This is a genomic window from Streptococcus oralis (assembly GCF_004127215.1).
Lineage (GTDB): Bacteria > Bacillota > Bacilli > Lactobacillales > Streptococcaceae > Streptococcus > Streptococcus oralis_BD.
Genome location: NZ_QEWJ01000001.1, coordinates 167,501 through 192,879, shown reverse-complemented (window position 1 = coordinate 192,879; position 25,379 = coordinate 167,501). Strand labels below are relative to the sequence as shown.

Genomic DNA, 25,379 nt, shown 5'->3' with positions numbered 1-25,379 from the left:
GGAGCATAAACCAAATGAAACGTATTGCTGTTTTGACCAGTGGTGGAGACGCCCCTGGTATGAATGCTGCCATCCGTGCGGTAGTTCGCCAAGCAATCTCAGAAGGAATGGAAGTTTTTGGTATCTATGATGGATACGCAGGTATGGTTGCCGGTGAAATTTATCCACTTGATGCTGCTTCAGTAGGAGACATCATTTCACGTGGTGGTACTTTCCTTCACTCTGCTCGTTATCCTGAGTTTGCACAACTTGAGGGCCAACTTAAAGGGATTGAGCAGTTGAAAAAACACGGTATCGAAGGAGTCGTAGTTATCGGTGGAGATGGTTCTTATCATGGAGCTATGCGCTTGACTGAACATGGGTTCCCAGCTATTGGACTTCCAGGAACTATTGATAATGATATCGTAGGAACTGATTTCACAATTGGATTTGATACTGCAGTTACTACTGCAATGGATGCGATTGATAAAATTCGTGATACATCATCAAGTCATCGTCGAACTTTCGTTGTTGAAGTAATGGGACGTAATGCTGGTGATATCGCTCTTTGGGCAGGTATCGCAACTGGTGCTGACGAAATCATCATCCCTGAAGAAGGTTTCAAGATGGAAGAAATCGTAGCAAGCATCAAAGCTGGTTATGAGCACGGTAAAAAACACAACATTATCGTTTTGGCAGAAGGTGTTATGTCGGCAGCTGAATTTGGTCAAAAACTAAAAGAAGCTGGAGACACAAGCGACCTTCGTGTAACAGAACTTGGTCACATCCAACGTGGTGGTTCACCAACCGCTCGTGACCGTGTATTGGCATCACGCATGGGTGCACACGCTGTTAAACTCCTTAAAGAGGGAATCGGTGGTGTTGCTGTTGGTATCCGAAACGAAAAAATGGTTGAGAATCCAATTCTTGGCACAGCAGAAGAAGGAGCTTTGTTTAGCCTAACAGCTGATGGTAAGATTGTTGTTAACAACCCTCATAAAGCTGATCTTGAACTTTCTGCGTTGAACAAGAGCTTGTCCTAATCAACTTTCATTAATTTGGTAACATGACCATAAAAGGTCGAATTATATAAAGGAGTCACAAAAATCATGAACAAACGTGTAAAAATCGTTGCAACTTTAGGTCCTGCGGTTGAAATCCGTGGAGGTAAAAAATTCGGTGAAGACGGATACTGGGGTGAAAAACTTGACGTTGAAGCTTCAGCTAAAAATATTGCTCAGCTGATTGAAGCTGGAGCAAACACTTTCCGTTTCAACTTCTCACACGGTGACCACCAAGAACAAGGTGAGCGTATGGCAACTGTTAAACTTGCTGAAAAAATTGCAGGTAAAAAAGTTGGTTTCCTTCTTGATACTAAAGGACCTGAAATCCGTACTGAATTGTTCGAAGGTGATGCAAAAGAGTACTCTTACAAAACTGGTGAAAAAATCCGCGTTGCGACAAAACAAGGAATCAAATCAACTCGCGATGTGATTGCTTTGAACGTTGCTGGTGGACTTGATATCTACGATGATGTTGAAGTAGGTCGCCAAGTATTGGTTGACGATGGTAAACTTGGTCTTCGCGTTGTAGAAAAAGACGATGCAAGCCGTGAATTTGTAGTTGAAGTTGAAAATGACGGTGTTATCGCTAAACAAAAAGGTGTAAACATTCCTAACACTAAAATTCCTTTCCCAGCTCTTGCTGAGCGCGATAACGATGATATCCGCTTCGGTCTTGAACAAGGTATCAACTTCATCGCGATTTCATTTGTACGTACTGCTAAAGACGTTAACGAAGTTCGTGCAATCTGTGAAGAAACCGGAAACGGCCATGTTCAATTGTTCGCGAAAATCGAAAACCAACAAGGTATCGACAACTTGGATGAAATCATCGAAGCTGCTGACGGTATCATGATTGCCCGTGGTGATATGGGTATCGAAGTACCATTCGAAATGGTTCCGGTTTACCAAAAAATGATCATTACTAAAGTCAATGCAGCTGGTAAAGTTGTTATCACAGCAACAAACATGCTTGAAACAATGACTGAAAAACCACGTGCAACTCGTTCAGAAGTATCAGACGTATTTAACGCTGTTATCGACGGAACTGACGCTACAATGCTTTCAGGTGAGTCTGCAAACGGTAAATACCCACTTGAGTCAGTAACAACAATGGCTACAATTGACAAGAATGCACAAACTCTTCTTAACGAGTACGGACGTTTGAACTCAGATACTTTCGAACGTAACTCTAAGACAGAAGTTATGGCTTCAGCTGTTAAAGATGCTACGAACTCAATGAACATCAAATTAGTTGTTACCCTTACTAAGACTGGTCACACAGCACGTTTGATTTCTAAATACCGTCCAAATGCTGATATCTTAGCATTGACATTCGATGAATTGACAGAGCGTGGATTGATGTTGAACTGGGGTGTTATCCCAATGTTGACTGAAGCTCCATCATCAACTGATGATATGTTCGAAATCGCTGAACGTAAAGCAGTTGAAGCAGGACTTGTAGAATCTGGTGACGATATCGTTATCGTGGCAGGTGTGCCGCTTGGAGAAGCTGTCCGTACAAACACAATGCGTATCCGTACAGTACGTTAATCTAACATTTCAAAGCCTATCATATCAAGCTTCATGGCTTGTGTGATAGGTCTTTTTTCTATCTTAGAAGATAAAAAGAGAGAGAATTTTATTAAACAGAAATGGGAAAAATAGGAGAACTATGGTATAATAGAATGTAAAGACCTTTTTAGTAAATTTTGAAAGAGTATAACATGAGAAAAATTGTCATCAATGGTGGACATCCATTGCAAGGTGAAATCACTATTAGCGGTGCTAAGAATAGTGTTGTAGCATTAATTCCTGCTATTATACTGGCAGATGATGTTGTCACTTTGGATTGTGTCCCAGATATTTCAGACGTTGCTAGTCTTGTAGAGATTATGGAAATCATGGGAGCGAAAGTAAAACGCTACGATGATGTTTTGGAGATTGATCCTAGAGGTGTTCAGAATATTCCAATGCCTTATGGCAAGATCAATAGCCTTCGTGCATCTTATTATTTCTACGGAAGTCTTTTAGGTCGCTTTGGTGAAGCTACGGTTGGACTTCCTGGCGGATGTGATCTGGGGCCTCGTCCGATTGATCTTCATCTCAAAGCTTTCGAAGCTATGGGAGCTAAGGTGAGTTATGAGGGAGACAATATGAATTTGTCTGCTCAAGGAATGGGTCTTCATGGTGCAAGTATCTACATGGATACAGTCAGTGTTGGTGCGACGATTAATACCATGATTGCGGCTGTTAAGGCTAAGGGACGTACTGTCATTGAAAATGCAGCTCGTGAACCAGAAATCATAGATGTGGCTACCCTTTTGAATAATATGGGGGCCCACATTCGTGGTGCAGGGACTGATATTATCATTATTGATGGTGTCGAGAAACTTCATGGAACGCGCCACCAGGTCATTCCAGACCGCATTGAAGCTGGAACCTATATTTCACTTGCGGCAGCGGTCGGTAAAGGAATTCGTATTAACAATGTTCTCTATGAGCACTTAGAAGGCTTTATCGCCAAACTTGAGGAAATGGGCGTTCGTATGACGGTCTCTGAGGATAGTATCTTCGTTGAAGAACAATCTGATTTGAAGGCTATCAATATCAAAACAGCTCCCTATCCAGGATTTGCAACCGATTTGCAACAGCCTATCACACCGCTTTTGCTGACAGCTCAAGGTCGTGGTACTATTATTGATACCATTTATGAAAAACGTGTCAACCATGTCTTTGAGTTAGCAAAAATGGATGCGGATATTACGACTACAAATGACCATATTTTCTACACTGGTGGACGTGTTCTACATGGTGCCAAGGTGAAAGCGACAGACCTTCGTGCTGGTGCCGCACTTGTGATTGCTGGATTAATGGCTCAAGGCCAGACTGAAATTACAAATATTGAGTTTATCCTTCGTGGCTACTCAGATATTATTGAAAAACTACGTAGTCTTGGAGCAGATATTACACTTGTTGAAGACTAAACCGTTGAGGTGATTATGAATATTTGGACCAAATTAGCAATGTTTTCTTTTTTTGAAACGGAGCGCTTGTATTTGCGTCCTTTCTTTTTTAGTGACAGCAAAGCCTTTTATGAAATTGCTTCTAATCCTGAAAATCTGCAATTTATTTTTCCCAGTCAAGCAAGTTTAGAAGAGAGTCAATATGCTCTTGCTAACTATTTTATGAAGGCTCCTCTAGGTGTCTGGGCAATCTGTAGCCAAGACAATCAGGAAATGATTGGCTCCATTAAATTTGAAAAGATCGATGAAATCAAGAAAGAGGCAGAAATTGGTTACTTCTTAAAAAAGGATTCTTGGTCACAGGGTTTTATGACAGAAGTAGTTACCAAACTATGTCAGCTTTCATTTGAAGAATTTGGTTTAAAACAATTATCCATCATCACTCATCTGGAGAATCAAGCTAGTCAGAAAGTCGCCTTAAAATCGGGATTTAGTCTCTTCCGACAGTTTAAGGGAAGCGATCGCTATACACGAAAAATGAGGGACTACCTTGAATTTCGATACATAAAAGGAGAGTTCAGTGAGTAAACACCAAGAAATCTTAAGTTATCTGGAAGAGTTACCAATAGGAAAACGTGTCAGTGTTCGTAGCATTTCCAATCACTTGGGTGTCAGTGATGGGACGGCTTATCGTGCCATTAAAGAAGCTGAAAACCGTGGAATTGTAGAAACTCGACCTCGTAGTGGAACCATTCGTGTCAAATCTCAGAAAGTGGCGATTGAAAAACTGACCTATGCAGAGATTGCAGAAGTAACCTCATCTGAAGTCTTGGCTGGTCAGGAAGGGTTGGACAGGGAATTCAGCAAATTTTCAATCGGGGCTATGACCGAGCAGAATATCTTGTCCTATCTGAATGATGGTGGTTTGTTAATCGTTGGAGACCGTACTCGTATTCAACTTTTGGCTTTGGAAAATGAAAATGCAGTTCTGGTGACGGGTGGTTTTCATGTGCATGAGGATGTACTGGAACTTGCCAATCAGAAAGGAATCCCTGTTTTACGAAGCAAGCATGATACCTTTACAGTTGCAACCATGATCAATAGAGCTTTGTCAAATGTGCAGATTAAGACAGACATTTTAACAGTTGAAAAAATCTATCGTCCTAGTCATGAGTATGGCTTTTTGAGGGAAACGGACACAGTGAAAGACTATTTGGACTTGGTACGTAAGAACAGAAGTAGTCGTTTCCCAGTCATTAACCAACACCAAGTGGTTGTTGGGGTTGTTACCATGCGAGATGCGGGGGATAAATCACCAAGCACAACGATTGATAAGGTGATGACTCGTAGTCTCTTCCTGACAGGATTGGCAACGAATATAGCTAATGTCAGTCAACGGATGATCGCAGAAGATTTTGAGATGGTCCCAGTTGTGAGAAGCAATCAAACTTTGCTCGGGGTGATTACAAGACGAGATGTCATGGATAAGATGAGTCGTTCTCAGGTTTCGGCTTTGCCGACTTTTTCAGAGCAAATCGGTCAAAAGTTGTCTTATCATCACGACGAAGTTGTGATTACAGTTGAGCCCTTTATGCTTGAGAAAAACGGGGTTTTGGCAAATGGTGTTCTTGCTGAAATTTTAACTCATATGACACAGGATTTGGTGGCAAATAGCAGACGCAATCTCATCATTGAGCAGATGCTAATTTACTTCTTGCAGGCTGTGCAGATAGATGATACTCTGAGAATTCAGGCTCGTATTATACATCACACAAGACGCTCAGCTATTATTGATTATGATATTTATCATGGTCATCAGATTGTATCAAAAGCAAATGTTACAGTTAAAATCAATTAGAATCTAGGAGAAAAAATGATAACTTTAAAATCAGCACGTGAAATCGAAGCCATGGATAAGGCAGGTGATTTCCTCGCTAGTATCCATATCGGCTTACGTGATTTGATTAAGCCTGGCGTAGATATGTGGGAAGTAGAAGAGTACGTTCGTCGACGTTGTAAAGAGGAGAATTTCCTTCCTCTACAGATTGGAGTGGATGGTGCTGTCATGGATTACCCTTATGCCACTTGTTGCTCTCTCAACGACGAAGTAGCTCACGCTTTTCCACGTCATTACATCTTGAAAGATGGCGATTTACTCAAGGTTGACATGGTTCTAGGTGGTCCGATTGCCAAATCCGACCTCAATGTGTCAAAACTCAACTTTAATAATGTTGAGCAAATGAAAAAATACACCCAAAGTTATACTGGTGGTCTAGCAGACTCGTGCTGGGCTTATGCTGTTGGTACCCCCTCTGAAGAAGTGAAAAACTTGATGGATGTGACCAAGGAAGCTATGTATATAGGGATTGAGCAAGCAGTTGTTGGAAACCGTATCGGAGATATCGGTGCAGCCATTCAAGAATACGCTGAAAGTCGCGGTTATGGTGTAGTGCGTGATTTGGTTGGTCACGGAGTTGGTCCAACTATGCACGAGGAGCCAATGGTCCCTAACTACGGTGTTGCAGGTCGTGGTCTTCGTCTCCGTGAAGGAATGGTGCTGACTATTGAACCCATGATTAATACTGGAGATTGGGAAATTGATACAGATATGAAGACTGGCTGGGCTCATAAAACCATCGATGGCGGCCTGTCTTGCCAATATGAACACCAGTTCGTAATTACCAAAGACGGTCCTGTAATCTTGACTAGTCAAGGTGAAGAAGGAACTTATTAAAATGAAGGGAGCTTAGCTCCTTTTTTTATATTCAGTTTAGATAAAACAGACAAGCGTAGCAAAGTTGTCACAAATTTTTTCTTTTGTAGTAAAATAAGATTAGAATTTTGTGAAAGTAGGTAATTCGTTGGAGTCTATTATATTTTTAGTATCAGTTTTTTTAGCCGGCATACTGTCTTTCTTTTCACCCTGCATCTTCCCTTTGCTACCAGTCTATGCTGGTATTTTACTGGATGATCAGGGAAATTCGAAAAGCTTTCGCTTTTTCGGAAGAGACGTTGCATGGTCGGGCTTAATTCGGACCTTGTGCTTTATTGCTGGAATCTCCCTCATTTTCTTTATTTTAGGATTTGGAGCTGGATTCTTAGGGCACATGCTCTATGCTGACTGGTTTCGTTATGTAATGGGAGCAGTCATTATCCTTTTGGGCCTTCACCAGATGGAAATCTTACATTTCAATAAACTGGAAGTTCAAAAGACAGTCACCTTCAAACAATCAAAGTCGAATCACTATTTGTCAGCCTTTTTACTTGGGATAACCTTTAGTTTTGGATGGACCCCTTGTATCGGACCAGTTTTAAGTTCGGTCTTGGCTCTGGCGGCTTCAGGAGGGAATGGTGCTTGGCAAGGAGCATTACTAACCTTAGTGTACACATTGGGAATGGCTCTACCTTTCATCATTTTGGCCTTGGCTTCGGGTTGGATTATGCCCTACTTTAGTAAACTAAAACCCCATATGATCCTACTAAAGAAAATTGGGGGAGCTTTGATTATTTTGATGGGATTATTATTAATGCTAGGGCAGTTAAATGCCTTGTCAGGAATTCTTGGATAAAAGGAGAAAAAGATGAAAAAAATGATTTTTGCGGGATTGAGTCTCATGTCTTTATTTTTGTTGATTGCCTGTGGCGAAAAAGAAACCAAACAAACGAGCAGTTCCAAACAACCTACTGTACAACAAATCGCAGTAGGAAAGGATGCGCCAGACTTCACCCTGCAGTCTATGGATGGCAAAGAAGTGAAATTATCAGACTATAAAGGAAAAAAGGTCTATTTGAAATTCTGGGCCTCTTGGTGTGGACCATGTAAAAAAAGCATGCCTGAACTGATGGAATTAGCTGCCAAACAAGATCGAGACTTTGAAATCTTGAGTGTCATTGCACCTGGCCTACAAGGTGAAAAAACAGTTCAAGACTTTCCAAAATGGTACCAAGATCAAGGCTATAAGGATATACCAGTCTTGTATGATACCCAAGCAACTACCTTCCAAGCCTACCAAATTCGTAGTATTCCAACGGAATACTTAATTGACAGTCAAGGAAAAATTGGAAAAATCCAATTTGGTGCTATTAGCAATGCTGATGCGGAAGCTGCTTTTAAAGAGATGAAATAAAATAAAGAAAAAATCGCGATTCTACGCGATTTTTTTATAGTTTTTCATTGATAAAGCGGATAAATTGATTCCACCAAACCTTCAAAAAGAAGGCTTTTTCTACTTTCTTTTCAGAAACCATTTCAAAAGATGGTTTATCGGAGGCGAGATAGCCTTGGCCGACCAAATCCTGATCATCATAGGTTAGGGTACCGACAACCTTGCCTTCTTCCAATGGAGCCATTTCTGATCTTGCTTTCGGTGTGAATTGCAGAGCTGGTGTAGTACTGCTTCCAATGCGTTGGACGATGGAAATATCTGACTTAGCGACAGCTGACACATTATCTTCTTTACCATCAAGAACAGTCACTTTACTATCATTGTATGCTTCGCCTTTCTGAACGACAGTTTTTAAGGCAAAATTTGCAGAAATATAATCTAAAAGTGCAGAAGTAGCAGTAAAACGTGCATATGGGTTGGTATCTTGTTGATCTGCATTTAAAACAACCGTAATAATACGCATTCCTTTTTCGACGGTTGTTCCAACGAAAGAAGCGCCGGCTTTATCAGTAGTACCTGTCTTTAGTCCATCAACCCCCCCACGATAGGCAGGCATTTCCTCCAACATATAGTTAGTTGAGTGGATTTCAAGTCCTGCAAAGGTAGAAGTTGGTTTTTTGGTGATTTCCAAAACTTGAGGATAATCTCGGATGAGATTACGAGCAACAATTGCAACATCGTAGGCACTCAACTTGTTTTCATCATCTTTTTTAGAACCAGGATAGATATTATCGCCAAGGGTCTCATTATTTAAACCAGTTGTGTTTACAATAGTTGCATCTTGAATTCCCCATTCAAGAAGTTTCGCTCTCATCTTGTCAACGAAGTCTTTCTCTGAACCAGCAATTTTTTCTGCTAGCGCAATAGCAGCACTGTTGGCGCTGGATACCATTGTAGCCTCTAATAATTGTTCAACAGTATAATTTCGAGCTTCCATAGGGACGTTACTGGCCTCAGAATTAGTTGTAAGTTTGTAAGGGTAGTCCGAAATATCGACGGGTGTAGATAGGCTGATGGTTCCTTGTTCCAAGGCTTCATAGACTAGGTAGACAGTGAGAATCTTGGTGATTGAAGCAATTTCAACAGCTTGAGTAGCATCTTTTTCGTAGAGAATTTTCCCAGTGTTTGCTTCAACAGCAATGGCATGCTTGGCAGCGACATCAAAATCTTGCGCAGATACAGTAGGAATGGCTGTACCAAAAATGATAAGAGTTAGTAAGGATAAAATTATTTTCTTCATAGTAGTTTTATTCTATCACAAAGCAAAAAAATATTCTTGTTTTTATAACAAAGCGACTCAATATTTTTAAGAAATATGATAAAATAGAAAGAAGGAGGTAGCTATGTTCCGTAGAAACAAGTTATTTTTTTGGACAGCTGAAATTTTACTACTAACTCTTATTTTATATCTTTGGAGAGAGATGGGAGCGATTGTCACACCTTTTGTGATGGTTGCCAATACCATTATGATTCCATTTTTGCTCGGAGGATTTTTCTATTACCTGACAAATCCCATCGTAACATTTTTAGAAAAGAAATGTAAAATCAATCGTTTGATAGGTGTGCTCATCACTCTTTGTGCCTTGATTGGCACAATAGTAGTAGGAGTAGTCTACTTGCTACCGATTTTGATCAATCAGTTGACAAGCTTGATTATTTCTAGCCAAAATATCTATAGCCGCTTGCAAGATTTGATATATGATTTATCAATGAATCCAATCTTTCAAAATATTGATATTCAAAAAACCATTCAACAATTGAATTTATCTTACGTCGATATTTTACAAAACATTCTAAACAGTGTAAGCAATAGTTTAGGCAGCGTTCTTTCAGCCTTGTTTAGTACTGTTTTGATTCTCATTATGACACCAGTCTTTTTGATTTATTTCTTGCTTGATGGTCATAAGTTCCTCCCGATGTTGGAACGAACAGTCCTAAAACATGATAAATTAAACTTCTCCAGTCTCTTGAAGAATTTGAACGCTACTGTAGCACGTTATATCAGTGGAATTGCGATTGATGCGGTCATAATCGGATGTTTGGCCTATGTTGGTTACAGTATTATTGGCTTGAGGTACGCCTTAGTCTTTGCTATTTTTTCTGGCATTGCCAATCTGATTCCCTATGTTGGTCCAAGTATCGGTCTGATTCCTATGATTATCGCCAATGTCTTTACTGATCCGCACAGAGCTCTCATTGCAGTAATTTATATGCTGATTATTCAACAGGTGGATGGGAATATCCTCTACCCCCGTATCGTCGGAGGGGTTATGAAAGTTCATCCAATCACCATTCTGGTTCTTCTCTTGCTATCTAGCAATATTTATGGTGTTATCGGAATGATTGTAGCAGTGCCAACTTATTCTATCCTAAAAGAAATTACTAAGTTCTTGGCGAAATTATATGAAAATCATAAAGAAGCCCAAGAAAAAGAACAAGAAAAATCAGAATCAATCTAAAAATCAGGGAGACCTGATTTTTTTGATAAAAAGACTTGAGGTTAGACTGGTCAAAAGTGTTTAAAATGATTCTGTTGGAGAAGGAGAAGAATGGGAAAGTGTGAGATTTAGAATAATTCACAAAATGTGTGTAAAACACTTGCAATTTAGCTGAAATTTGATAAAATAGTAAGGAAAGTTAGACTGTATTGCCTACTGTCTATCTATAAAATATATTTTATTGGAGGCTTTTACTCAAATGGCAAAAGAAAAATACGATCGTAGTAAACCACACGTTAACATTGGTACTATCGGACACGTTGACCACGGTAAAACTACCCTAACTGCAGCTATCACAACTGTATTGGCACGTCGCTTGCCTTCAGCAGTTAACCAACCTAAAGACTATGCGTCTATCGATGCTGCTCCAGAAGAACGCGAACGCGGTATCACTATCAACACTGCGCACGTTGAGTACGAAACTGAAAAACGTCACTACGCTCACATCGACGCTCCAGGACACGCGGACTACGTTAAAAACATGATCACTGGTGCCGCTCAAATGGACGGAGCTATCCTTGTAGTAGCTTCAACTGACGGACCAATGCCACAAACTCGTGAGCACATCCTTCTTTCACGTCAGGTTGGTGTTAAACACCTTATCGTCTTCATGAACAAAATTGACTTGGTAGATGACGAAGAATTGCTTGAATTGGTTGAAATGGAAATCCGTGACCTCTTGTCAGAATACGACTTCCCAGGTGACGATCTTCCAGTTATCCAAGGTTCAGCTCTTAAAGCTCTTGAAGGTGACTCTAAGTACGAAGACATCATCATGGAATTGATGAACACTGTTGATGAGTACATCCCAGAACCAGAACGTGACACAGACAAACCATTGCTTCTTCCAGTCGAAGACGTATTCTCAATCACTGGACGTGGTACAGTTGCTTCAGGACGTATCGACCGTGGTACTGTTCGTGTCAACGACGAAATCGAAATCGTTGGTATCAAAGAAGAAACTCAAAAAGCAGTTGTTACTGGTGTTGAAATGTTCCGTAAACAACTTGACGAAGGTCTTGCCGGAGATAACGTAGGTGTCCTTCTTCGTGGTGTTCAACGTGATGAAATCGAACGTGGACAAGTTATCGCTAAACCAGGTTCAATCAACCCACACACTAAATTTAAAGGTGAAGTTTACATCCTTACTAAAGAAGAAGGTGGACGTCACACTCCATTCTTCAACAACTACCGTCCACAATTCTACTTCCGTACTACTGACGTTACAGGTTCAATCGAACTTCCAGCAGGTACTGAAATGGTAATGCCTGGTGATAACGTGACTATCGACGTTGAGTTGATCCACCCAATCGCCGTAGAACAAGGTACTACATTCTCTATCCGTGAGGGTGGACGTACTGTTGGTTCAGGTATGGTTACAGAAATCGAAGCTTAATTCGATTAAGTTCCCAGAAGAACAATTATTTAAGTCAGACACTAAAAGAATCTTGCTTGCAAGGTTCTTTTTTTTATTCAATCTGTTTTTGAAGTCCTCTACTATAGCGATATGATAGATTTTTTGATATAATAAAACTTATGGAAATCGAAAAAACCAATCGCATGAATGCACTTTTTGAATTTTATGCTGCGCTTTTGACAGACAAGCAAATGAACTATATTGAACTCTACTATGCTGATGATTACAGTCTTGCTGAGATTGCTGAAGAGTTCGGTGTCAGCCGTCAAGCCGTTTATGACAATATAAAGCGGACAGAAAAGATTCTAGAAGATTATGAGATGAAATTGCACATGTACTCGGACTACATCGTTCGTAGTCAGATTTTTGACCAGATCTTGGAGCGTTATCCTAAGGATGACTTTCTGCAGGAGCAGATAGAAATTTTAACAAGCATTGATAATAGAGAATAAGAGGAAAAAAAATGGCATTTGAAAGTTTAACAGAACGTTTACAGAACGTCTTTAAAAATCTACGTAAAAAAGGGAAAATCTCTGAGGCTGATGTTCAAGAAGCAACCAAAGAAATCCGTCTAGCTTTGCTTGAAGCTGACGTCGCTTTGCCTGTTGTAAAGGACTTTATCAAGAAGGTTCGTGAACGTGCGGTCGGACATGAGGTCATTGATACCCTTAATCCGGCACAACAGATTATTAAAATCGTTGATGAGGAATTGACAGCTGTTTTAGGTTCTGATACAGCAGAAATTATCAAGTCACCTAAGATTCCTACAATCATCATGATGGTCGGTTTGCAGGGGGCTGGTAAAACAACCTTTGCTGGTAAGCTGGCCAACAAACTCAAGAAGGAAGAAAATGCCCGTCCTTTGATGATTGCGGCGGATATCTATCGTCCTGCTGCCATTGATCAGCTTAAAACATTGGGGCAACAGATTGATGTTCCAGTCTTTGCACTTGGAACAGAAGTACCAGCTGTTGAGATTGTTCGCCAAGGTCTGGAGCAAGCCCAAGCCAATCATAATGACTATGTCTTGATTGATACAGCGGGTCGTTTGCAGATTGATGAGCTCTTGATGAATGAGCTTCGTGATGTTAAGGCCTTGGCTCAACCAAACGAAATTCTGCTCGTCGTTGATGCCATGATTGGTCAAGAAGCGGCCAATGTCGCCCGTGAGTTTAATGCTCAGTTAGAAGTGACTGGGGTTATTCTTACCAAGATTGATGGGGATACTCGTGGTGGTGCGGCTCTATCTGTTCGCCATATCACTGGGAAACCAATCAAGTTCACTGGTACGGGTGAAAAGATTACAGATATCGAAACCTTCCACCCAGATCGTATGTCTAGTCGTATCCTTGGCATGGGGGATATGCTCACTTTGATTGAGAAAGCTTCTCAGGAATACGATGAGCAAAAAGCTCTTGAAATGGCTGAGAAGATGCGTGAAAACACCTTTGATTTCAATGATTTCATTGATCAATTGGATCAGGTGCAAAACATGGGGCCGATGGAAGACTTGCTCAAGATGATTCCAGGTATGGCTAACAATCCAGCCCTTCAAAATATGAAGGTAGATGAGCGCCAGATTGCTCGTAAACGTGCCATTGTGTCTTCGATGACACCTGAAGAACGTGAAAACCCTGATTTGTTAAATCCAAGTCGTCGCCGTCGTATCGCTGCAGGTTCTGGAAATACTTTTGTTGAAGTCAATAAATTCATCAAAGACTTCAACCAGGCTAAACAGCTCATGCAAGGTGTCATGTCTGGGGATATGAACAAAATGATGAAGCAAATGGGAATCAATCCAAATAACCTCCCTAAAAATATGCCAAATATGGGAGGCATGGATATGTCTGCCCTTGAAGGCATGATGGGACAGGGTGGCATGCCAGATATGTCAGCTCTCGGAGGAGCAGGAATGCCAGATATGAGCCAGATGTTTGGTGGGGGACTCAAGGGTAAAATCGGTGAATTTGCCATGAAACAGTCTATGAAACGCATGGCCAACAAAATGAAAAAAGCTAAAAAGAAACGCAAATAAAAAGGGAAGCAGAAGTGCTTTCCTTTTTTATATAAAATATGTACTTTCTATGATTAGACAATTTTCTTAATCGAAAAATTACTAAATAGAAAGAGTGATTTCAAAGCCTTGCATCCATTCGGATTTTACTGTAATTTCGATTTTTAAAGCATCTGCTAATTGTTTGACCAGATAGAGGCCCATGCCTGTTGATTTTTTTCTGGTATCTCCCGAGTCTCCTGTAAATCCTTTTTCAAAGATATGAGGGAGATCGCAAGCTTTAACTCCGCAGCCATTATCCCTGATAATCAGAGTGGTGCGCCCCTTGGCTCTTGACATAGAAATCCTAAGTTCAGGCTTGTCAGAGCTATATTTAAGGGCATTGGCGAGGATTTGAGAGAGGATAAATTCAAAACTGCGTTGATCGGTGTAGCAGGTTCCTTGTATCTTTTCTAACTTAATCGAAAAATTCTTTTCTTTGAACAAGGGACCAAAGTTTTCCAAAAGATCATGGACACACTCTTCTAGGTCAAGGTCTTCAAATAGAAAATCATTTTTCTCACTTTTCACCCTATAATAGAATAAGATCTGTGATACATTTTCTTGTATTTGATTTCTCACATAGTCCAACTTAAAAGCTGTATCCTCAGGCAACTGGTCGCTTTGATTGTCCAAAAGGAGGGAAAGAAGCGATAGAGGGAGTTTAATCTCATGCGCCCATTTTTCAACATAGTCCTCATACTCGGCTAGTAATGAGTTGAGCTTTCCTATTTCAGCTTGCTTTTGATAAAGTGTATCTGCCATTTTTTCAATGCTTTCTTTCTCTGAGGCACTCGATAAATGCAATAATTCAAGCTCAGTATCCGTCTTGGGATTGGCTATGAAGGCTTTGTAGGCAGCGGATTTTTTTCTTTCTTTTCTTATAAGTAGGAATGATAGGATGAAAAAGAGCAGGACGGTGGCTAAAAGATAGAGAAGGATGAGAGCTTGAAACATTCTCACATCTGAAAGCCAAAGTAGGACAGCAGTAAATAGATCAAATGCTAAGAGAACAAGTAACCAAGGCAGGTAAGTAGCTAGATATTTTAGATTATGTTTCATCTGGACTTACCTCTTCTAGCTTGTAACCAATACCTCTGACGGATTTGACTTGAAGGGCAATGCCAGCCTGTTTCATCACCTTTTTGAGTCTTGCAATATTTACTTGTAGGGCATTTTCATCGATGAACTCAGTTGTATTCCACAGTTTCATGCTTAGTTCTTCTTTTGTGACGACAGAATCAGTTGCCACTAATAAGGTTTCTAACAATTTTCCTTGATTTTGGGGGAGTAAAATCGAATGTCCGTTGATATAAAGGGTATAGGTCTGTCTATCTAGCAGGAAATTATCTTTTTCAAGTAGATTTTGTCTACCTTCATAGCGTTTCAAGATATTTTCTATACGTGCCAAGAATCTTTCTTTTTTGAAAGGTTTTGTTAGGTACTCATCTGCCCCTAATTTTAGGGCGTAGATCTCATCTTTTAGTTGTTCACGAGAGGTGAGAACCAATATGGGCACAGAGCGTTTGGACTTGAGATTTTTACAAATTTGAAAACCTGTTTCTCCCGGCAAATTCAAATCCAGTATGATTAAATCTGTATTGTATTGCAGCACTTGCTGGCTTGTATCTTTGAAGTCAGTCAACTTATCAACTTGATAACCCGCTTTCTCTAACAAGATGACAATTTCCTCTCGAATCAAGACTTCATCTTCAATAACCAGAATATGCTTCATATCGGTTCCTCCTTTTCCTCGCTTTTTAAATTTTATTCTTCTCTTTTTGGTTCCATTAAGGATAACAAATACTTGTTGCTATTTTTCTTTACAATTCTGATATAGATGACTTCAAAGCCAGCTAGGAGCAGTACTATCAGCATGGCTGTGATAAATTTTTGCCCCATGTCCATTCTTACACTAGCAGGTACTATTCCTGTGAGGAGGGAGCTCACTCCGAAGCTACTACTGATAAGTGCAAGGGCTATTGGCAGACCGAAATACCAGTTGATTTGTTTTTCTGAAGATTTACAAAGAGTTTCGTAGTTGGCGCCAAGATGAATCAAGGTTTGGTATCGTCTGTAGGATTGTCTCTGACCCATCAAAAATTGAACGCCGATGATTGTATTTGCCACGACAAGGAAGATGATAGCCAGATAGATGGTGATATAGCTGGCAGAGATAATGTAAAATAATTGTCTTCCCATATTTTGTATATAGCTTTCATAGCCAAGAGAGGTTTGATTTAGCTTTTCATTGGTATCTGAGATAGCTCTCATCAGGCCTTTTTCCTTGACCAGCTCAGGAGCCAAGATACCGCTGACATAGTTCGAATACTGACCATCTGTATAGCTCATAAGGACCTCATCTGGGACTATGAGAGCTACAGAGAGGGTGATTTCACGGTCCGTTACAATCGGTAAAGACTGTACTTCGCCAATCAATTTTACATCATTTCCCATGACTTTGATTTGAGGGGTTGCTTTCAGAACAGAGTTAACCAAGTTCTCATCAGGGAGAAAATCTTTCCCCATATACAAGTAGGCTTCCTTGCTAGTTAGTTCTAGAGGTAGCAGACCTGCAGCCCTTCTAAGTTCATTGTATTCGGAAACTGGTATGAGGTGGGAAGTAGTAGACTGTTTAAATTTATGGAGCAAAATTTCCTTGTTTTTACTGTCTTTTTGCTCTTTCAACACCTTGATGAACTGTTCAAAGGACACGGACTCGTGTTCTTTCGGTTTGCCGACTTTGATTTGCAGAATCTTTGAAAACTGTGATGCTAGTCCAGAAGCTTCAAGCTCTTTTTTTACTGTATTTACATCAAGATTTTCATCTGTTTCTTGCTTGTTATCTCTAAATGTATAATCCAACACGTGGGTTTGATTGCCTGAATTGCCGCTTGCAATGGCAACACCTGCTCCAAAGAGGCACAAGGCAGAGAAGATTAAGAGGGAGCAGATAGCCAGTATAGTTGAGCGCTGGATAACTAATTCCTGAATCTGTCTAAAATTATAGGTATGAAGTTTTCGATTGCTTCCAAGATTGACCAAAATGTCTATAAATAAACGCATACCAAAGAAGAGTAGGATCGTTCCTAGAGTTCCCAAAAGAACAGTGATGCCCATGGTTATGACACTTTCCCAAGCTCGTCCACTCATACCCAAGTAATAGGCCGTTCCTAGGAGCAAAATTCCGAAGACGGAAGCAAGAAGGTACACCCCCTTGGGGAGTAGTTTCTTCATACCGGAAGGAGAATATGATAGCAGATTTCCGATTTCTTTATTGGCCGTCTTTGCACTTAAAAGAATAAAGACAGCTAATTTTACGGCTAGGAAGCCGATGACTGTATAGAGTAGAGCTGTGGTAGATAGAGAAAATTGATGCTCGATAATCCCTAGTCCCACAATTTTAGCGGTTATTAGGCTAATCAGTTCTGAAATCAAGATGGAAATAGGAAGGCCTATCCCAAGAGCAAGGACACTGTTTCTCAAATCCTCGAGTAGGAGTAGCAAGAACAGTTTGCTTCTTCGCATGCCCAGCGTTAGATACACGCCAAATTCATGTTTTCTCCTTTCCATCTGCATACTGCTTGCGAAGTAGACTAGAAAAAAGAGAATAAAGAGAGTTGCCACATAAAGAATGGGAATCATGCTAAAGATTTTATTTACAGCGTCACTCTCTATTTGTTTTAGAAAGATCATCACATCTTGATGAGATAAAGAAAGGATGATGTAAAAGGAGATAATAGAAAGAACCATGGAACTGAAGTACAAGCCATTATTTTTTCGATCTCTCTTGCTATTTCTTGAAACTAATTTAGAAAACATTGCCATCACCTCCAGCTAGCGCTGCCATGACCTTTAGTATTCTGTGGTAGAAATCTTCTTGACTTTCTCTTGGATAATCGCGTCGGATTTCATGAAATAGTTTTCCGTCTTGGATAAACAAGATGCGGTTGCAAAAGCTGGCTGCAACTGAATCGTGGGTCACCATGAGAATAGTGGTTTCTTCTACTTGATTCATTTCGGATAATTTTTGCATCAAAATGGTTGCATTTTTAGAGTCTAAAGCTCCTGTGGGCTCATCCGCAAATACAATCTTAGGGTCTAAAATCAAGGCACGCGCAGCAGCGACCCTTTGCCGTTGACCACCCGATAATTGAGATGGGAACTTATCCAGAAGTTCAGAAATATCCAGATATTGGGAAAGCAATTCTAACCGAACCTTGCTTTCGTTGGCATCGACCTTGTGCAAAGACAAGGGAAGTAAAATATTTTCTTTGGCTGTCAGATTGTCCAAAAGTTCAAAATTTTGAAAGAGGTAACCAATTTCCTTGCCACGATAATCAGCTAACTGACTACCTTTTAACTGACCTAAATCCTTTTCTTGCATTTGAATGGAACCGTCAGTTGGCTTGATGATAGTAGCGAGACAGTTAAGAAGGGTTGTTTTTCCAGAACCGCTACTCCCCATAATCCCTAGGAACTCGCCTTTTACAACTTGAAAAGATATGCCGTCCAAGGCTTTTGTGATATTGGGCTCTTTCCCATAATGCTTTTTTAATGATTCTACTCGTAAAATTGTTTCCATGTGAAACACCTCCATCTTTTGTTACTTTCATTATAGTATGAATCAGAGTAGAATAACACTTACGGATGATGTAAGAAATCTTTGTCGTTGACTTTGATAGTCAGGTTATTGTATTTATACTTACTATATTATAGCATGGTTTTAGGGATTTAAAAAGAGGAGTAGAGAGTCGAGAAATTTTTCTAATATTGAAATAATAAAAAATAATACCACTGAAGTTCATGCTCCAGCAGTATTATTTTTTATTTTATAGAAAACTCTATTCCCACTCAACTGTTGCAGGTGGTTTACTTGTAATGTCGTAGACGATACGGTTGACGTGGTCGACTTCGTTAACGATACGAACAGAGATTTTTTGAAGAACTTCCCAAGGAATTTTGGCAAAGTCAGCTGTCATGCCATCGATAGAAGTGATAGCGCGAATAGCAATGGTGTAGTCATAAGTACGACCGTCACCCATAACACCGACTGAACGAACACCTGTGTTGACAGTGAAGTATTGCCAGATATCACGGTCAAGTCCTGCTTTAGCGATTTCTTCACGAAGGATTGCGTCTGACTCACGGACTGTTTCCAGTTTTTCTTCAGTGATTTCACCCATGATGCGGATAGCAAGTCCTGGACCAGGGAATGGTTGGCGCCATACGATGTGGTCTGGCATACCAAGTTCCGTACCGAGGGCACGAACCTCGTCTTTGTAGAGGGTATTGAGCGGTTCAATGAGTTCAAACTGCATATCTTCTGGAAGACCACCCACGTTGTGGTGTGACTTGATAGTTTGAGCTGTATCCGTTCCAGACTCAATCACGTCAGTGTAAAGTGTTCCTTGGGCAAGGAATTTCACATCTTTGAGCTTGCTTGCTTCGTCATCAAAGACATAAACAAACTCGTTACCGATGATTTTGCGTTTTTGTTCAGGATCAGAAACACCTGCAAGTTTATCAAGGAAACGTTTAGCAGCATCTGCTTTGACGATATTCAAACCAAACTTACCACCAAGCATGTCCATAACTTGGTCTGCTTCCCCTTTACGAAGAAGACCGTGGTCAACAAAGATACAGATCAATTGATCGCCAATAGCCTTTTGGAGAAGAACTCCAACAACAGAAGAGTCAACACCACCAGAAAGTCCGAGGAGAACACGTTTGTCCCCAACTTTTTCACGAATTTGTTTGATTTGCATCTCGATAAAGTTATCCATAGTCCAGTCGCCTTTGGCACCACAGATATTCAATGCAAAGTTACGAAGGATATCATAGCCATGAACTGAATGACGAACTTCAGGGTGGAATTGGATACCGTAGATATGTTTGTCTGGATTTTCAATAGCAGCGTAAGGACAGTCAGCAGAAGTTCCAGTACGAACAAAGTTAGCAGGAATCTCAGTAACAGCATCACCGTGGCTCATCAAAACAATCTGTTCTTCTGGTGTTCCTTCAAAGAGGGCAGAAGAGGTATGAGTAAGTGGCGATTGACCGTACTCGCGGTTTCCAGCATCACCCGCAGGGACAACCTTACCTCCAAGTTTATGAGTTAAAAGTTGCATACCGTAGCAGATTCCCAAAATTGGAATGCCAAGTTCAAAAATTTCTGGGTCAATATCAAATGAACCCTCTTCATAAACAGAGTTTGGTCCACCAGAGAGGATAATCCCTACAGGGTTAATTTCACGAACTTCTGCAGCTGAGATTTTGTGGCTTTTTAGCTCTGAAAAAACACCAATCTCTCGGATACGGCGTGAAATCAGCTGGTTGTATTGGCTACCATAGTCCAGTACGATGATTTTTTCGACATCTTGCAAATCAGTTGAAATGTTGCTCATCTTTTTCCTTTCTCAAAAGAAATATCTTTTTCAATATTCTATCACAAATAGGGGCGAATTACCAACTAAACAAGGCAAAGTTTGACTTTTTCTTAGCAAATACGGTACAATGGAAAAAATAAAAAAAAGAAGTGAGAATCATGTTACCAGCTTATATGAAAATCCATGACCAGATCAAAAAGGATATAGATGAGAGTCGTTGGAAAATCGGGGAGAGACTTCCAAGTGAGCGAGATTTAGCTGAACAGTTTCAAGTTAGCCGGATGACATTACGTCAAGCTATCTCTCTCTTGGTTGAGGAAGGGGTTTTGGAGCGTCGTGTAGGGAGTGGGACTTTTGTCTCTAGTACTCGTGTCCAAGAAAAAATGCGGGGAACGACTAGTTTTACGGAGATTGTCAAATCTCAGGGGAAAGTACCTTCTAGCCAACTCATTTCTTACAGAAGAACCATTCCAAATGAGCAAGAGGTCGCAAAGCTGGGGATTACTCCGACAGAGAATATTATCCGCATGGAGCGGGTGCGTTATGCTGACCAAGTACCACTAGTCTATGAAGTAGCATCTATTCCTGAGAAATTTATTAAGGACTTCAAAAAAGAAGAAGTAACTAGTCACTTCTTTCAAACCCTGCAGCAACATGGCTACCGGATTGGCAAATCCCAACAGACCATTTATGCGAGATTGGCTAAGGAAAAGATAGCTCACTATCTGGAAGTCGAAAAGGGGCATGCGATTCTAGCCTTGACTCAGGTTTCCTATCTTGATGATGGGACGGCTTTTGAATATGTTAAGAGTCAGTATGTGGGTGAACGTTTTGAATTTTATCTTGAAAACAACTAGTCTCAGAAGATTAGTTTTTTCTTTTTGAAAAGATTAGAATTGTCAAAACAATCTGTCTAGACTTGATTTTATCTATTATTTACTATAAAATGAGAAGGAAAAACGTCAAACTTTTATATTGCAAATAGGAGAAGAAATGACAAAAACATTAAAACGTCCTGAGGTTTTATCACCTGCAGGGACTTTAGAGAAGCTGAAAGTAGCTGTTCAATATGGTGCGGACGCAGTCTTCATCGGTGGACAGGCCTATGGTCTTCGTAGCCGTGCAGGAAACTTCACCTTTGAACAGATGGAAGAAGGCGTGCAGTTTGCTGCTAAGTACGGTGCCAAGGTCTATGTGGCTGCTAACATGGTTATGCACGAAGGAAACGAAGCTGGTGCTGGAGAATGGTTCCGTAAGTTGCGTGACATCGGGATTGCCGCAGTTATCGTGTCAGATCCAGCCTTGATTATGATTGCAGCAACCGAAGCACCAGGTCTTGAAATCCACCTTTCAACCCAAGCTAGTGCGACCAACTATGAAACTTTAGAGTTCTGGAAAGAACTTGGTCTAACTCGCGTGGTTTTGGCCCGTGAAGTTTCAATGGAAGAATTGGCAGAGATTCGCAAACGTACTGATGTAGAAATTGAAGCCTTTGTCCATGGAGCCATGTGTATTTCTTACTCAGGTCGCTGTACGTTATCAAACCACATGAGTATGCGTGATGCCAACCGTGGGGGCTGTTCTCAGTCTTGTCGTTGGAAATACGATCTTTATGACATGCCTTTTGGTCAAGAACGTAAGAGTCTGAAAGGTGAAATTCCAGAAGAATTTTCGATGTCAGCCGTTGACATGTCCATGATTGACCATATTCCAGATATGATCGAAAACGGTGTAGACAGTCTCAAGATTGAAGGTCGTATGAAGTCGATCCACTATGTTTCAACTGTGACCAACTGTTACAAGGCGGCTGTAGATGCTTATCTCGAAAGTCCCGAGAAATTTGAAGCCATCAAACAGGACTTGGTAGACGAGATGTGGAAGGTTGCCCAACGTGAATTGGCAACAGGTTTCTACTACGGTACACCGTCTGAAAACGAACAGTTGTTTGGCGCTCGTCGTAAAATTCCTGAATACAAGTTTGTCGCTGAAGTGGTTTCGTATGATGATGCGACTCAAACGGCAACCATTCGTCAACGGAATGTTATCAATGAAGGAGACCAAGTTGAGTTTTACGGACCAGGTTTCCGACATTTTGAAACTTATATCGAAGATCTTCATGATGCCAAGGGCAATAAAATAGACCGTGCTCCAAATCCAATGGAACTCTTGACAATCAAGGTTCCACAACCTGTTCAAGCAGGGGATATGGTCCGCGCTCTCAAGGAAGGGCTCATCAACCTCTATAAGGAAGACGGGACAAGTGTTACAGTTCGTGCCTAGATAAGGAAAAGGGAATGATACAAGCTCAAGGTTTATTGGTAGATGATGAAAGCAGATGTGTTCATTATCATAGTGAAAAGGATATTGTTTCACTCCAATGTTATGAATGCAAAAAATACTACGCATGCTATCAGTGTCACAATACTATGGAGACACATGTTTTTTCTCCCTATCCCTTGGCGCTTTTTGAGGATCGACCAATCTTATGTGGGGGTTGTAAGAGGACAATGACTTTCCAAGAATACCAAAAACAGATGGCTTGTCCTTACTGCAGTGCACCATTTAATCCAGGTTGTAAACAACACTATTCCTACTATTTTAAATAAAATGAATCGATCCAAGTTCTTAACTTGGATTTTTCAGTTTGTTTCAGAAAATAGAGTAAAATCAAGAAAAATTCGCAATCTAAAATGGAAAAACTTTCTATAGAATGGGGTAAAAACAGCAAAAATAGAAATAAATCATATGAAACGCTTTCAATGTTAGTAAAAAGTTGACAAAAACAAATTTTAGGACTAAACTAAGGAAGTAAATTTAAATAAAAAGGAGAATTCATCATGAATTTAACATTTTTCGGTCTATGTCTTGCCTGTATGGGTGTATCCCTTGCAGAAGGATTTTTGATGAACGGTTTGTTCAAGTCTGCAGCACGCCAACCAGACATCATCCCACAATTGCGTAGTTTGATGATCATGGGGATTGCCTTTATCGAAGGAACATTCTTTGTAACCTTGGCGATGTCATTTGTCATTAAATAGACAACTCTATTTAGAAATGGAGGTGTCAAACCATGGAAGAAAGTTTGAATCCAACCGTTAATATTGGACCAATATCCTTTGATTTGACCCTGCTTGCCATGTCTCTTGTAACTGTTTTGATGGTTTTTGCCTTTGTCTACTGGGCAAGTCGTAAAATGACCATCCGTCCAAAGGGCAAACAAAATGCTCTTGAGATGATTTACGACTTTGTGATTGGTTTTACCAAACCAAACATTGGAGAATCATACATCAAGGATTATTCCTTATTTCTGTTTTCTCTATTTCTGTTTATCTTGGTTGCCAATAATATCGGCTTAATGGCAAAAGTACAAACAACAAACGGTTATAACTTGTGGACTTCCCCAACAGCCAACCTTGGATACGATTTATCCCTATCATTCTTGATCACTTTGATCGCCCATGTAGAAGGAGTTCGTCGTAGAGGCGTTAAAGAATATTTGAGAGCATTTGTTACACCTGGCTTTATGACTCCGATGAACATTTTAGAAGAGTTCACCAATTTTGCTTCCTTGGCGATTCGGATCTACGGAAATATTTTTGCCGGTGAGGTCTTAGCTGGATTGCTATTAGCCTTGTCACAAAATGCTTTGTATTGGTATCCTTTTGCCTTTATCGCAAACATGTTATGGACAGCCTTTTCGATTTTCATTTCATGTATTCAAGCCTATGTCTTTACCATGTTGTCATCGATGTACATTGGTAAGAAGATAAATGCTGGGGAAGAGTAAGTAGAGGAGGATTAGAAGATGGATTTAACTATTAGTACCATTATTGGTGACTTTATTCTTATCGCTGGTTCCTTCCTTTTATTAATTTTTTTAGTGAAAAAATATGCCTGGGGAAATCTTACCAATATTTTAGATGAACGTGCTGAAAAAATTTCTTCAGATATTGACGGAGCAGAAGCTGCCCGTAAGAAGGCCGAAGAACTCGCTAGCAAACGTGAAGCTGAGTTGGCAGGTAGCCGTTCGGAAGCTAAGACAATTATCGAGAATGCAAAGGAAACAGCTGAGAAAAGTAGAGCTGACATCTTGGCTGAGGCGAAACTGGAAGCAGGACGCTTGAAAGAAAAAGCTAACCAAGAAATTGCTCAAAATAAAGCTGAGGCTTTACAAAGCGTTAAGGGTGAGGTAGCAGATTTGACAGTTAGTTTAGCTGGAAAAATCATCTCACAAAACCTTGACGGACAAGCCCATAAAGAACTCATTGATCAGTACATCGATCAGCTAGGAGAAGCTTAATGGACAAAAAGACAGTAAAGGTAATTGAAAAATACAGCATGCCTTTTGTCCAATTGGTGATTGAAAAGGGAGAAGAAGACCGTATCTTTTCTGACTTAGCTCAAATCAAGCAAGTCGCAGAAGAAACAGACTTGCCTTCTTTTTTAGCTCAAGTGGCAGTAGGTGAGTCGGATAAGGAAAAAACCGTTCGTTTCTTCCAAGACTCAGTGTCACCATTAATGCAAAACTTTTTTCAGGTGCTGCTATACAATCACAGAGCAAATTTATTTTATGAAGTAATTGTAGATTGTTTGAGTCGACTTGAAAAAGAAACGAATCGATTTGAAGTAACGATTGCCTCCGCTCATCCATTAACAGATGACCAGAAGGCGCGATTGCTTCCTTTGATTGAGAAAAAAATGTCTCTGAAAGTTCGGACTATCAAAGAACAAATCGATGAAGGACTCATTGGTGGTTTTGTCATTTTTGCCAATCACAAGACAATTGATGTGAGTATTAAACAGCAACTTCGTGTTGTTAAAGAAAATTTGAAATAGAAAGTGGTGTTCTT

25 protein-coding genes are annotated in these 25,379 nt (G+C 40.3%); 19 read left to right on the top strand and 6 right to left on the bottom strand.

All coding sequences use genetic code 11. The features are described 5' to 3' along the window. Nucleotides 1–14 precede the first annotated feature (14 nt). From pfkA to sdbB, 8 genes are all read left to right on the top strand, one after another. Nucleotides 15–1,022, top strand: coding sequence for a 6-phosphofructokinase (pfkA, locus tag DF216_RS00925; protein WP_000820883.1), 1,008 nt, complete (start codon nucleotides 15–17; stop codon nucleotides 1,020–1,022). A gap of 66 nt (nucleotides 1,023–1,088) precedes the next feature. Beyond that, nucleotides 1,089–2,594, top strand: a complete 1,506-nt coding sequence (gene pyk, locus DF216_RS00920) for a pyruvate kinase (protein WP_129325645.1) — start codon at nucleotides 1,089–1,091, stop codon at nucleotides 2,592–2,594. Nucleotides 2,595–2,767: 173 nt separating this feature from the next. Then, on the top strand, nucleotides 2,768–4,027 hold the full coding sequence (locus DF216_RS00915; RefSeq protein ID WP_061453534.1) for a UDP-N-acetylglucosamine 1-carboxyvinyltransferase: 1,260 nt from the start codon (nucleotides 2,768–2,770) through the stop codon (nucleotides 4,025–4,027). Nucleotides 4,028–4,042: 15 nt separating this feature from the next. Then, the gene (locus tag DF216_RS00910; protein ID WP_125827301.1) at nucleotides 4,043–4,594 is read left to right on the top strand and encodes a GNAT family N-acetyltransferase; all 552 of its coding nucleotides are present in this window, start codon (nucleotides 4,043–4,045) and stop codon (nucleotides 4,592–4,594) included. Continuing rightward, nucleotides 4,587–5,864, top strand: coding sequence for a CBS-HotDog domain-containing transcription factor SpxR (spxR, locus tag DF216_RS00905; protein WP_000033805.1), 1,278 nt, complete (start codon nucleotides 4,587–4,589; stop codon nucleotides 5,862–5,864). The genes DF216_RS00910 and spxR overlap by 8 nt, the downstream gene beginning before the upstream one ends. A gap of 15 nt (nucleotides 5,865–5,879) precedes the next feature. Further along, nucleotides 5,880–6,740: a methionyl aminopeptidase gene (locus DF216_RS00900; protein ID WP_061453536.1), complete on the top strand. Its 861-nt coding sequence runs from the start codon at nucleotides 5,880–5,882 to the stop codon at nucleotides 6,738–6,740. 127 nt (nucleotides 6,741–6,867) lie between these two features. Then, nucleotides 6,868–7,575, top strand: a complete 708-nt coding sequence (gene ccdA2, locus DF216_RS00895; protein WP_129325860.1) for a thiol-disulfide oxidoreductase-associated membrane protein CcdA2 — start codon at nucleotides 6,868–6,870, stop codon at nucleotides 7,573–7,575. A 12-nt stretch (nucleotides 7,576–7,587) separates the two neighbouring features. Continuing rightward, nucleotides 7,588–8,133, top strand: coding sequence for a thiol-disulfide oxidoreductase-associated lipoprotein SdbB (sdbB, locus tag DF216_RS00890; RefSeq protein ID WP_129325644.1), 546 nt, complete (start codon nucleotides 7,588–7,590; stop codon nucleotides 8,131–8,133). Between the two features lie 34 nt (nucleotides 8,134–8,167). Here sdbB and pbp3 read toward each other — a convergent pair whose 3' ends face one another. Beyond that, a complete protein-coding gene (gene pbp3, locus DF216_RS00885) occupies nucleotides 8,168–9,412 on the bottom strand; it encodes a D-alanyl-D-alanine carboxypeptidase PBP3 (protein WP_129325643.1) in 1,245 nt (414 codons plus the stop codon). A 103-nt stretch (nucleotides 9,413–9,515) separates the two neighbouring features. Between pbp3 and DF216_RS00880 the strand changes: the two genes are divergently transcribed. From DF216_RS00880 to ffh, 4 genes are all read left to right on the top strand, one after another. Beyond that, a complete protein-coding gene (locus tag DF216_RS00880; protein WP_129325642.1) occupies nucleotides 9,516–10,631 on the top strand; it encodes an AI-2E family transporter in 1,116 nt (371 codons plus the stop codon). Between the two features lie 238 nt (nucleotides 10,632–10,869). Next, nucleotides 10,870–12,066 carry an elongation factor Tu gene (tuf, locus tag DF216_RS00875; RefSeq protein ID WP_001040719.1) on the top strand — a complete coding sequence of 399 codons (1,197 nt, stop codon included), beginning with the start codon at nucleotides 10,870–10,872 and terminating at the stop codon, nucleotides 12,064–12,066. A gap of 140 nt (nucleotides 12,067–12,206) precedes the next feature. Next, entirely contained in the window at nucleotides 12,207–12,539 is a 333-nt protein-coding gene (locus tag DF216_RS00870) for a putative DNA-binding protein (RefSeq protein ID WP_000402066.1), read from the top strand. Between the two features lie 11 nt (nucleotides 12,540–12,550). Then, nucleotides 12,551–14,122: a signal recognition particle protein gene (ffh, locus tag DF216_RS00865; protein ID WP_129325641.1), complete on the top strand. Its 1,572-nt coding sequence runs from the start codon at nucleotides 12,551–12,553 to the stop codon at nucleotides 14,120–14,122. Between the two features lie 81 nt (nucleotides 14,123–14,203). On the opposite strand, the gene DF216_RS00860 is transcribed toward ffh, so the two are convergent. The 5 genes from DF216_RS00860 to guaA form a co-directional block, all read right to left on the bottom strand. Beyond that, a complete protein-coding gene (locus DF216_RS00860) occupies nucleotides 14,204–15,202 on the bottom strand; it encodes a sensor histidine kinase (protein WP_129325640.1) in 999 nt (332 codons plus the stop codon). Then, on the bottom strand, nucleotides 15,192–15,875 hold the full coding sequence (locus DF216_RS00855) for a response regulator transcription factor (RefSeq protein ID WP_129325639.1): 684 nt from the start codon (nucleotides 15,873–15,875) through the stop codon (nucleotides 15,192–15,194). Before DF216_RS00855 ends, DF216_RS00860 begins: the two co-directional genes overlap by 11 nt. 32 nt (nucleotides 15,876–15,907) lie before the next feature. Beyond that, entirely contained in the window at nucleotides 15,908–17,962 is a 2,055-nt protein-coding gene (locus DF216_RS00850; protein WP_129325638.1) for an FtsX-like permease family protein, read from the bottom strand. After that, nucleotides 17,952–18,725, bottom strand: coding sequence for an ABC transporter ATP-binding protein (locus DF216_RS00845; protein ID WP_129325637.1), 774 nt, complete (start codon nucleotides 18,723–18,725; stop codon nucleotides 17,952–17,954). The genes DF216_RS00850 and DF216_RS00845 overlap by 11 nt, the downstream gene beginning before the upstream one ends. A gap of 259 nt (nucleotides 18,726–18,984) precedes the next feature. Continuing rightward, on the bottom strand, nucleotides 18,985–20,547 hold the full coding sequence (guaA, locus tag DF216_RS00840) for a glutamine-hydrolyzing GMP synthase (RefSeq protein WP_129325636.1): 1,563 nt from the start codon (nucleotides 20,545–20,547) through the stop codon (nucleotides 18,985–18,987). 140 nt (nucleotides 20,548–20,687) lie between these two features. On the opposite strand from guaA, the gene DF216_RS00835 reads away from it, so the two are divergent. The 7 genes from DF216_RS00835 to DF216_RS00805 all read left to right on the top strand — a co-directional run bounded on the left by DF216_RS00835 (nucleotide 20,688) and on the right by DF216_RS00805 (nucleotide 25,365). Next, a complete protein-coding gene (locus DF216_RS00835) occupies nucleotides 20,688–21,386 on the top strand; it encodes a GntR family transcriptional regulator (protein WP_129325635.1) in 699 nt (232 codons plus the stop codon). A 136-nt stretch (nucleotides 21,387–21,522) separates the two neighbouring features. Beyond that, nucleotides 21,523–22,809 (top strand): peptidase U32 family protein, encoded by a 1,287-nt coding sequence (locus DF216_RS00830; RefSeq protein ID WP_000169096.1) that lies wholly within the window; start codon nucleotides 21,523–21,525, stop codon nucleotides 22,807–22,809. Nucleotides 22,810–22,823: 14 nt separating this feature from the next. Then, nucleotides 22,824–23,135, top strand: coding sequence for a CHY zinc finger protein (locus DF216_RS00825; RefSeq protein ID WP_008279616.1), 312 nt, complete (start codon nucleotides 22,824–22,826; stop codon nucleotides 23,133–23,135). A 231-nt stretch (nucleotides 23,136–23,366) separates the two neighbouring features. After that, nucleotides 23,367–23,567: a F0F1 ATP synthase subunit C gene (locus DF216_RS00820; RefSeq protein WP_001054551.1), complete on the top strand. Its 201-nt coding sequence runs from the start codon at nucleotides 23,367–23,369 to the stop codon at nucleotides 23,565–23,567. Between the two features lie 32 nt (nucleotides 23,568–23,599). After that, on the top strand, nucleotides 23,600–24,316 hold the full coding sequence (gene atpB / locus DF216_RS00815) for a F0F1 ATP synthase subunit A (protein WP_000392937.1): 717 nt from the start codon (nucleotides 23,600–23,602) through the stop codon (nucleotides 24,314–24,316). Nucleotides 24,317–24,334: 18 nt separating this feature from the next. After that, the gene (gene atpF / locus DF216_RS00810; protein WP_129325634.1) at nucleotides 24,335–24,829 is read left to right on the top strand and encodes a F0F1 ATP synthase subunit B; all 495 of its coding nucleotides are present in this window, start codon (nucleotides 24,335–24,337) and stop codon (nucleotides 24,827–24,829) included. Continuing rightward, nucleotides 24,829–25,365 carry a F0F1 ATP synthase subunit delta gene (locus DF216_RS00805; RefSeq protein ID WP_129325633.1) on the top strand — a complete coding sequence of 179 codons (537 nt, stop codon included), beginning with the start codon at nucleotides 24,829–24,831 and terminating at the stop codon, nucleotides 25,363–25,365. The genes atpF and DF216_RS00805 overlap by 1 nt, the downstream gene beginning before the upstream one ends. Nucleotides 25,366–25,379: the final 14 nt, after the last annotated feature.

Excerpts from the sequence above, each read along its gene's own strand:
- pfkA (WP_000820883.1), top strand. The coding sequence starts at position 15 with ATGAAACGTATTGCTGTTTTGACCAGTGGTGGAGACGCCCCTGGTATG.
- pyk (WP_129325645.1), top strand. The coding sequence starts at position 1,089 with ATGAACAAACGTGTAAAAATCGTTGCAACTTTAGGTCCTGCGGTTGAA.
- DF216_RS00915 (WP_061453534.1), top strand. The coding sequence starts at position 2,768 with ATGAGAAAAATTGTCATCAATGGTGGACATCCATTGCAAGGTGAAATC.
- DF216_RS00910 (WP_125827301.1), top strand. The coding sequence starts at position 4,043 with ATGAATATTTGGACCAAATTAGCAATGTTTTCTTTTTTTGAAACGGAG.
- DF216_RS00900 (WP_061453536.1), top strand. The coding sequence starts at position 5,880 with ATGATAACTTTAAAATCAGCACGTGAAATCGAAGCCATGGATAAGGCA.
- sdbB (WP_129325644.1), top strand. The coding sequence starts at position 7,588 with ATGAAAAAAATGATTTTTGCGGGATTGAGTCTCATGTCTTTATTTTTG.
- pbp3 (WP_129325643.1), bottom strand. The coding sequence starts at position 9,412 with ATGAAGAAAATAATTTTATCCTTACTAACTCTTATCATTTTTGGTACA.
- DF216_RS00880 (WP_129325642.1), top strand. The coding sequence starts at position 9,516 with ATGTTCCGTAGAAACAAGTTATTTTTTTGGACAGCTGAAATTTTACTA.
- tuf (WP_001040719.1), top strand. The coding sequence starts at position 10,870 with ATGGCAAAAGAAAAATACGATCGTAGTAAACCACACGTTAACATTGGT.
- DF216_RS00870 (WP_000402066.1), top strand. The coding sequence starts at position 12,207 with ATGGAAATCGAAAAAACCAATCGCATGAATGCACTTTTTGAATTTTAT.
- ffh (WP_129325641.1), top strand. The coding sequence starts at position 12,551 with ATGGCATTTGAAAGTTTAACAGAACGTTTACAGAACGTCTTTAAAAAT.
- DF216_RS00860 (WP_129325640.1), bottom strand. The coding sequence starts at position 15,202 with ATGAAACATAATCTAAAATATCTAGCTACTTACCTGCCTTGGTTACTT.
- DF216_RS00855 (WP_129325639.1), bottom strand. The coding sequence starts at position 15,875 with ATGAAGCATATTCTGGTTATTGAAGATGAAGTCTTGATTCGAGAGGAA.
- DF216_RS00850 (WP_129325638.1), bottom strand. The coding sequence starts at position 17,962 with ATGTTTTCTAAATTAGTTTCAAGAAATAGCAAGAGAGATCGAAAAAAT.
- DF216_RS00845 (WP_129325637.1), bottom strand. The coding sequence starts at position 18,725 with ATGGAAACAATTTTACGAGTAGAATCATTAAAAAAGCATTATGGGAAA.
- guaA (WP_129325636.1), bottom strand. The coding sequence starts at position 20,547 with ATGAGCAACATTTCAACTGATTTGCAAGATGTCGAAAAAATCATCGTA.
- DF216_RS00835 (WP_129325635.1), top strand. The coding sequence starts at position 20,688 with ATGTTACCAGCTTATATGAAAATCCATGACCAGATCAAAAAGGATATA.
- DF216_RS00830 (WP_000169096.1), top strand. The coding sequence starts at position 21,523 with ATGACAAAAACATTAAAACGTCCTGAGGTTTTATCACCTGCAGGGACT.
- DF216_RS00825 (WP_008279616.1), top strand. The coding sequence starts at position 22,824 with ATGATACAAGCTCAAGGTTTATTGGTAGATGATGAAAGCAGATGTGTT.
- DF216_RS00820 (WP_001054551.1), top strand. The coding sequence starts at position 23,367 with ATGAATTTAACATTTTTCGGTCTATGTCTTGCCTGTATGGGTGTATCC.
- atpB (WP_000392937.1), top strand. The coding sequence starts at position 23,600 with ATGGAAGAAAGTTTGAATCCAACCGTTAATATTGGACCAATATCCTTT.
- atpF (WP_129325634.1), top strand. The coding sequence starts at position 24,335 with ATGGATTTAACTATTAGTACCATTATTGGTGACTTTATTCTTATCGCT.
- DF216_RS00805 (WP_129325633.1), top strand. The coding sequence starts at position 24,829 with ATGGACAAAAAGACAGTAAAGGTAATTGAAAAATACAGCATGCCTTTT.